Source organism: Flavobacteriales bacterium, from assembly GCA_021739695.1.
Lineage (GTDB): Bacteria > Bacteroidota > Bacteroidia > UBA10329 > UBA10329 > UBA10329.
This window is the reverse complement of sequence record JAIPBM010000016.1, coordinates 83892-91568: the sequence shown is the minus strand read 5'-3', so window position 1 is coordinate 91568 and position 7677 is coordinate 83892. Positions and strand designations below refer to the sequence as shown.

Below are 7677 nucleotides of genomic sequence, written 5' to 3'. Positions count from 1 at the left end.
GTTGTGGTTAATACTAAAGAGCATGAAACAAACCTTAACTCTAATTTGCATCGTTTGCCCATTTTTTCTGTTTGCTCAGACGGCAAACCACTTTGAAAATGAAAGTTCAAGGTGGTTTGTAGCCGAATCTTACGGAAATGGCAACCCGCAAAATCCGAGCTTTATTGAAACCGTGACAACCGTTTACGGTTTTCAAGGAGATACTATAATCGGTGGCGAAACTTGGCTAAAAATGTACTCTACGCCTGACAGTTCATTTTCCGCAAACTTGGAATATGAAGGACTTATCAATTCGTCAGACGGTTTTGTAGTCTTTCAGGATACAGCTAGTACAACAGACACTATCTATAATTTCAATCTCGCACTTGGCGACAGCTTCTTATTTGACTTCGGGTTTGAGACGGAATACATAGATATTATTGAAGTTGACAGCGTTGAAATCAATGGCGAAATGTATAAGCGACTATCATTTGACGAACCAGAAGGGCCAAATGCTTTCACAAATTTCTATGAAATTTGGATTGAAGGAATTGGTAGTTGGCACGGGCCACTTTTCCCTCACAAGCCAAGGGTTTTCAGTACGGAATTTCCAGAAAGTTTATACTTAACCTGTTCGCACGAAGACGGCATATTATACTGGGAAAGCGAGTTTCATGACGCTTGTTTGGTTAACATCATTCTTGACATTGAAAACGCTGAAATGGTTGGGTTTGACATCTATCCAAATCCTTCATCAAGTCAAATTTTTATTCGCCAGCAGCAGGTCAACGCTGGACAGTTTTACGTGCGCGACATTCTTGGAAAGGAAGTCCGGTCAGGTTTACTGCAATCCAGCAATCAATCTGTGGACATAAGGCAATTGAAAGACGGTGTTTATTTCGTCACGGTTTTTCTTGGCGACACGACATTGACGAAGAAAATATTAAAGTACTAACCACAACATCAACTATAAAAACAGGGCGTGAAGTGTTTGCCGCAAGTTCATCACAGTTTGCAGTTTTCGGTTTCGGGCGAAAGGACGCAGGTATTAAAGCCCTATTTTCATAGTTGTAACCGTTGTGTGTCATGCTGAACGCGTACCGAAAGCTCTTTAGTAAAGTGAAGCCATGAACGTTGAAAAAAATGAGAAACCACTTTGGTATCTGTTGATTATCAGCGGCATTTTTATGGTAATAAACAATCGCTTTTACGGCAAGGACATTCTTAACGAACCAGCTTTTCTCATCTACTACTTTCCAATAATTGCGGGACTTTTACTTGTAATTCTGACACGTAGAAAATTTCTGCTGTTTAACGTGAAAGATGTACGAAAGGAAAAACTGGTCGTGACCTTGAATGCAATCAAATACACGATTGGATTTTCTCTTATTCTGAACGGTTTCATTCTATTGCCATTTTGCTTTGTAAATAAGGCTTACTCTGAACAAAACCCGCTTGAAACGTATGACTTGGAAATATTGGATGTCCTTAAAGGCACGAGCAGAAGTTGGGCATCAATACGTTATGAATTCAATGGACAGCTCGAAACGTTCTCTGGAAGTAAGGAGGTCTATAAGCTATTAGACAGAAAACCTATAGACGGACGACCGATTGGCATTTTTAATATTGAATGCAGGGAGGGCCTGTTTGGGAGTTACGTACTTGAAAACTGGGAAATAAAATAAAAGCACGAACACACAACAACCGCTAAAATCTAATGCTTGGACAGTACGTCAGTCATACTCAGTTTTGTTCTGCGCTGTCCGTGCATGGCGAAAGGACGGCAGTTTCCAACGCATTATCTTTAGCGGAAACCGTTGTGTGTAATTATAAAACCGTGAAGCAACTCCTCCTCATTCTTGCCATATTGTTCATTCAGGACAGGTCTTCCGCTCAAGAGACGAGTTTTACGGTTTCTGACACAGCATTTGTAAAAATGTTCTTGCCTAATTCGACAACTTCAAGTTCAATCAAGGCCGACACCGTTTTCACCCTGAAAAACTTTGACGCATTTGTCAAGTGCTTATCGACAACCAAAATTTATTACGACACTGAAAAGTCGCAGATAGCCGCCAGCTACTCTTACCCTGAAAAGGGATTGTACTTTAAAAAGGAATTTTGGAATAAAGACGGCATAAAAATTTATGAGGAATTCAACAGGTGGGACACGACAATTACTGTTTATAACCATGACGACAAGAAAATGGAAGGCATGTATTACAACGTATCATTCAAGAACTGGTATGAGACAGGCAAACTAAGACTGGTCGTATTCAATGCAGACGAACTGAATGACGCAAATAGAATTGAACTTGAATTCTACCCGACTGGAAAAATAAATGCTGAGAATTTCAAGGAAGACATTTACGGCAGCTTCCTCCACAGAACTGAATACTACAAGAACGGTTCGCTCAAAATGTTTTCGAGTAAATGTTGCGACACAATCTATTGGGACGAACATGGAAATCAGATAGCGAAATCGGAATTTGAAAAGAAATAACTACACACAACAACCACTAAACCTAATGCGTGCGACTGTACGTCAGTCAGTCACAGTTTCGTTCTGCGCTGTCCGTGCATGGCGAAAGGACGGCAGTTTCTAACGCATTATCTTTAGCGGAAACCGTTGTGCAACAGCTTAATGACACTCAGTACCAACCTGAAACTTACCAATGGACTTCATTACAATAGACTTTGAAACCGCGACAGCTCAACGCGACAGCCCCTGTGAAATAGGGTTGACATTTGTTCAATCTGGACAAATTGTGGAAACGAAATCATGGTTAATCAAACCAATCTATCCCGAATTCGATTACTTCAACATACTCATTCATGGTATTCGTCCTGAACATGTAGCGGACAAGCCTGAATTCAATGAACTGTGGTCGGAAATAAAACCGCTCGTAGAAAACAAATTTCTAATTGCCCACAACGCAGGTTTCGACATGAGTGTGCTTCGTAGAACTCTTGAAGCATATAGTTTACCATTCCCGACATTGAATTACTCGTGCAGTTATATTTTCTCAAAGAAGGTTTGGCAAGGACTGCCCGCTTATGACTTGAAATCACTTTGTCGCTTAAACCAAATCGAATTCAAACATCACCGCGCAGGCTCTGACAGCAGAGCAACTGCCGAACTTGCTTTGAAAGCATTCGAGGCTGCTGGAGTTTCTTCAATTGACGATTTCCCAGAAAAACTAAAAACAACTGTTGGACAACTTTACAGCGGTGGTTATCAGCCGTCTCAAACTAAACGAACGTACAAGCCGAAAGACCTCGACAGCATAGTTGGCGATCCATCTAAGCACAATACTGACAGTATCTTTTATGGAAGAACCGTTGTTTTTACAGGAGCACTTTCATCTATGGTTAGGTCTGAAGCTCAACAAGCAATTGCTGACATCGGGGGCATCATCGGAAAAGGTGTCACGAAAAGCACGGACTTCTTAGTCGTTGGACAACAAGATTACCGTGTCGTTGGCGAAGACGGAATGAGCAGTAAACAAGCCAAAGCCATTACGCTAATTGAAAAGGGGTCGGAACTTGAAATCTTATCAGAAGCCGACTTCATGAAAAACCTATGACAGCAGGAATGAAAAGAAAAGCCGATTGCACAACAACTGCTATCAAAATAGGGCGTGACGACAGGTACGCAAGTCTCGGTTGTTTCTACCAAGTTCGGTTGCGGGTGAAAGGTCGAAGGTGTTAAAGCCCTATTTTCATAGCAGTAACCGTTGTGGTGCATTGTGAAAACAACCTGAAACGTGAAATCTAAACCGCAGATGTTGTACGGACTTACACTATGACCAATTAAAGAGTTTCCCTTATCTGACGGTGTTGCAATTACATCCACGGACAACTTCTCCTTGACAGAATAAACCTTATGAAATATGTCTTTCAGTATTCAGAAATTAAGTCAATGACACTTGCCTCATTCTGTGACGAAATCAGGAAGAAGAACACAGGAAAAAAACTTAATGAGTTTTTGATGAAAGACTTGATTATCGATTCAGAAACAGATGAAATAATATATCACGGTACTGGGATTTACTTTTTTAAGGGCAATTCTGACAAAATGGTTTATGTCGGTAAAGCTTCCAGCAAAAGTTTCACAGAAAGAATAAGCTGTCATTTTGACCCGAGAAAATTTGCATGGTTCAATTCCCTACTCAAACACAAGGAATTCCCTTACACTCAAGGCAACACTTCTGACACTTTTGAATATGAAGCAAGAATGGCGTATGATAACTTAAAGTTGGTACTGGTAAACTTTAATGCCGAGTTTGATAAGATTGGCAAACTTGAAAGCTTGATGAGAAGTTGTCTACCCGACCTAATCAATAAAACAAAGAAAGAAACCTCGGATAATGACTTTGTCAAAACAATCGAAATTCTATTGTCGTAGAACGCCATACTAAATCAGAAAAATGAAAGACCTATTTGTGACTATAATTTGCAGTCTATCAATATCTACCTCAGTAGCACAGTGGCAGCAGATTTCAGACTTTGAAGTTAGCGGTGTTCAATGCTTGCTCGTTGATGGTCAGAATATTTATGCTGGAACTAACGATGGCATCTATTTATCGACAGACACAGGAAGCACTTGGAATACCGCCAATAACGGAATGTTTCCATCTGCCGACATCCATGCCTTTATTAATATCGGTTCCAATGTGTTCGCAGGTGTAAATGACGGTGCAACGGTTGGGATTGATGACGGTGTCGCCCTATCAAGTGACACAGGAAGTAGCTGGGTAGCTGTCAACAATGGACTTCCAACTGACCCTACAATATCTTCATTTGCCAAGAATGGTAGTGGTTTATATGCTGGTTCAAATCCTGGTGTTTGGAAAACCACGAATAACGGTTCTTCATGGTCACAGTTGTCAATTCCAACGAATTCTACGATTTTATCCCTTGCCACTAATGGAAGTCATGTCTTTGCGGGGACAGATGGAGCTGGACTTTATCATTCGACAAACAATGGTAGTTCTTGGTCTTGGGTTGGGAATGTTTTTGACAATAATGACCATATCCTTTCATTAGTTACGGATGGAAGTACTGTTTTCGCTGGGACTGATGGTGGCGTATATAGATCCACAGACAATGGTAGTAATTGGGTTGACCTCAATACACTTAATCTTTCGGTTTATTCGATGGTAATCTCCAATGGAATAATTTATGCCGCAATTGGCAGTGGTGGGGTGTATGTGTCCAGTGATAACGGGGATAATTGGAGTGCTTTTAATACAGGGTTCACGAACACAAGTATTAGGTCACTGGCTGCTGCTGACAACTATATATACGCTGGTAACGGCATCAGTCAAGTGTGGAAGTACAATACCTGTATGCCTGTTACTCCTACCGTAGCAATTACTGGATCAACTACGTTTTGCGAAGGAGATAGCGTTGTTTTAACATCGAGCAGCACGACTGGTAATTTGTGGTCTTATGAAAATCAAGAATCTCAGTCCGTTGCTGTTTATGAAGCGGGTTCTTATTTTGTAACCGTCACAGATGAAAACGGTTGTACGGCATCATCACAGCCATTAGTCGTTACGGTTAATCCGAATCCACCAGAACCCAGTATCTCACTTAGCGGTGCAAGTATATTCTGTCAAGGAGATTCGGTTATTCTTACTTCATCTTCAGCGGATTCCTACCTCTGGTCAAATGCTAGCACAAATCAGTCAATCACCGTCCAATCTTCTGGTGATTATTCGATTGTCGTGACGGACGCAAACGGTTGTTCGTCAACATCTTCGGAAACCATGATTGTTGCTCATCCATTACCAAGTCCAGTATTGGATTTAAGCGGTTCGTTGACATTTTGTCAAGGCGATTCTGTGATAATATCGTCAAGTATTTCAGCTGACTACTTGTGGTCGAATGGTGCTACAACTCAAACAATAACCGCACTCAATTCTGGAGAATATTCTGTGACCGTGGTTGATGGAAATGGATGTTCTGCAACATCGGACACGGCAGTTGTTCTAGTGAATGATTTGCCACCAACCCCAACAATTTCAAGCAGTGGACCTACTGTTTTCTGTGATGGAGATTCTGTTATTCTCACTTCAAGTATTGGCGATAATTACTCATGGTCTATCGGTTTAAGCTCGCAAAGCATAACTGTCACAGATTCTGACATCTATTCTGTAACTGTATCGGACGGAAACGGATGCGAGGCTACAAGTTCAGACGTTGAAGTAATCGTCAATGCTCTACCCGTTGTCCCAACAATTTCTGCCAGCGGTTCAACAACGATATGCGAAGGTGATTCGATATTGCTTACCGCATCTGTAGAAACGGAATATTTGTGGTTTCCGAATGGAGAAACTACGCAGTCAATTTATGTTAGTTCCGCAGACGACTATTACTTAACTGTAGAAAATTCCTTTGGCTGTAGTGCGACATCATTGGAAACTACTGTTGTTGTAAACCCATTGCCTGTTGCTCCTGAAATATCTCTTAATGGAACTACTCTTGAATCTGACGTGCCAAATGGAAATCAATGGTACTTTGAAGGAGCAGTCCTTACTGGCGAAACCAATCAAACCTACACCCCGACACAGAACGGTTATTACTACATTCTGCTCACAGACAACAATGGATGTCAAGCATTTTCCGATTCTATCAGTCTATTGACAGTTGGTCTCTCAGGCAACGACAAGGACAGTCAAATTTCAATTTTCCCTAATCCAGCTTTTGACAAAATCAGTATTCAAACAGAGGTCGCTGACGACTACAGTTTTGAATTGTATGACGCGGTTGGAAAACTTGTGGATAGTAGCGTTTTCTTCGGACAACTCCATCACTTGACAATTAGTGAACTTAATTCTGGACTTTATCTTCTTTTCGTAACTAACGTTGACGGAAGACGAGAGACATTCAGAATATTAAAAGAATAAAACAACGACACCACAACAATTGCTATGAAAAACAGGGTGAGAGTGCGTCACGCAGCTTCAGCAGTTTCTTCAAACTCACTTTCAGGTGAAAGGTCGAAGCTGTCTAAACCCTGCTTTTCATAGCAAAAACCGTTGTGGTTAATGTAAAATGACGCTAGAGAAGTCGCCCATATTGCTGGTTTTGGACATTGACGAAACGTTGGTTTACGCTACTCGGAGTCGACTTGAAAATGAGGAAGATTTCAAAATGGGTGACTACTTCGTTTATAAACGACCGTTCCTTGAAGAATTCATCCGCTATGTGACAACCAATTTTGACATGGCGATTTGGTCTTCAGCATCAGACACGTATGTTGAAGAAATAACCGAACGTTTGAATCTAACTAGAGAAGCAAAATTCTGTTGGTCTCGAAAACAAGCAACCTTTAAGAAACCAGAAACTTTTGACAGTGAAGGCGATTTGAATGTTGACCTGTTGGACCATCATTATTATTTAAAGCGCTTAAAGAAGCTAAAGAAACTGGGTTACAACTTGGAGCAAATCCTAATCATTGACGATAGTCCGCATAAATCGCAAGAAAACTACGGAAACGCTATTTATGTTGAAGAGTTCAAGGGACAAGGCGCTGACCAAGAACTCCAAGACCTAATCCACTATCTCGACAGCTTAAAGAATTGCCAAAACGTCCGTGCGGTCGAAAAAAGAAACTGGAAACAAAAAATCAAACACTAACCACAACACCAGCTATGTCAAATAGGGGCTCATCAGTTACGCAGGGTTCGGGTT

7 protein-coding genes are annotated in these 7677 nt (G+C 41.1%); all 7 read left to right on the top strand.

All coding sequences use genetic code 11. The annotated features are described in order from the left end of the window. Window positions 1-934: T9SS type A sorting domain-containing protein (locus tag K9J17_11290; protein MCF8277308.1), on the top strand; the 934-nt coding region annotated here is incomplete at its 5' end. A gap of 172 nt (window positions 935-1106) precedes the next feature. After that, entirely contained in the window at window positions 1107-1664 is a 558-nt protein-coding gene (locus K9J17_11285; GenBank protein MCF8277307.1) for a hypothetical protein, read from the top strand. Between the two features lie 152 nt (window positions 1665-1816). Then, window positions 1817-2479 carry a hypothetical protein gene (locus tag K9J17_11280; protein MCF8277306.1) on the top strand — a complete coding sequence of 221 codons (663 nt, stop codon included), beginning with the start codon at window positions 1817-1819 and terminating at the stop codon, window positions 2477-2479. 172 nt (window positions 2480-2651) lie between these two features. Further along, window positions 2652-3563, top strand: a complete 912-nt coding sequence (locus tag K9J17_11275) for a hypothetical protein (GenBank protein MCF8277305.1) — start codon at window positions 2652-2654, stop codon at window positions 3561-3563. 335 nt (window positions 3564-3898) lie between these two features. Further along, window positions 3899-4384, top strand: a complete 486-nt coding sequence (locus K9J17_11270) for a hypothetical protein (GenBank protein MCF8277304.1) — start codon at window positions 3899-3901, stop codon at window positions 4382-4384. A gap of 22 nt (window positions 4385-4406) precedes the next feature. Further along, window positions 4407-6890 carry a T9SS type A sorting domain-containing protein gene (locus K9J17_11265; GenBank protein MCF8277303.1) on the top strand — a complete coding sequence of 828 codons (2484 nt, stop codon included), beginning with the start codon at window positions 4407-4409 and terminating at the stop codon, window positions 6888-6890. 148 nt (window positions 6891-7038) lie between these two features. Beyond that, window positions 7039-7623, top strand: a complete 585-nt coding sequence (locus K9J17_11260; protein ID MCF8277302.1) for an HAD family hydrolase — start codon at window positions 7039-7041, stop codon at window positions 7621-7623. Window positions 7624-7677: the final 54 nt, after the last annotated feature.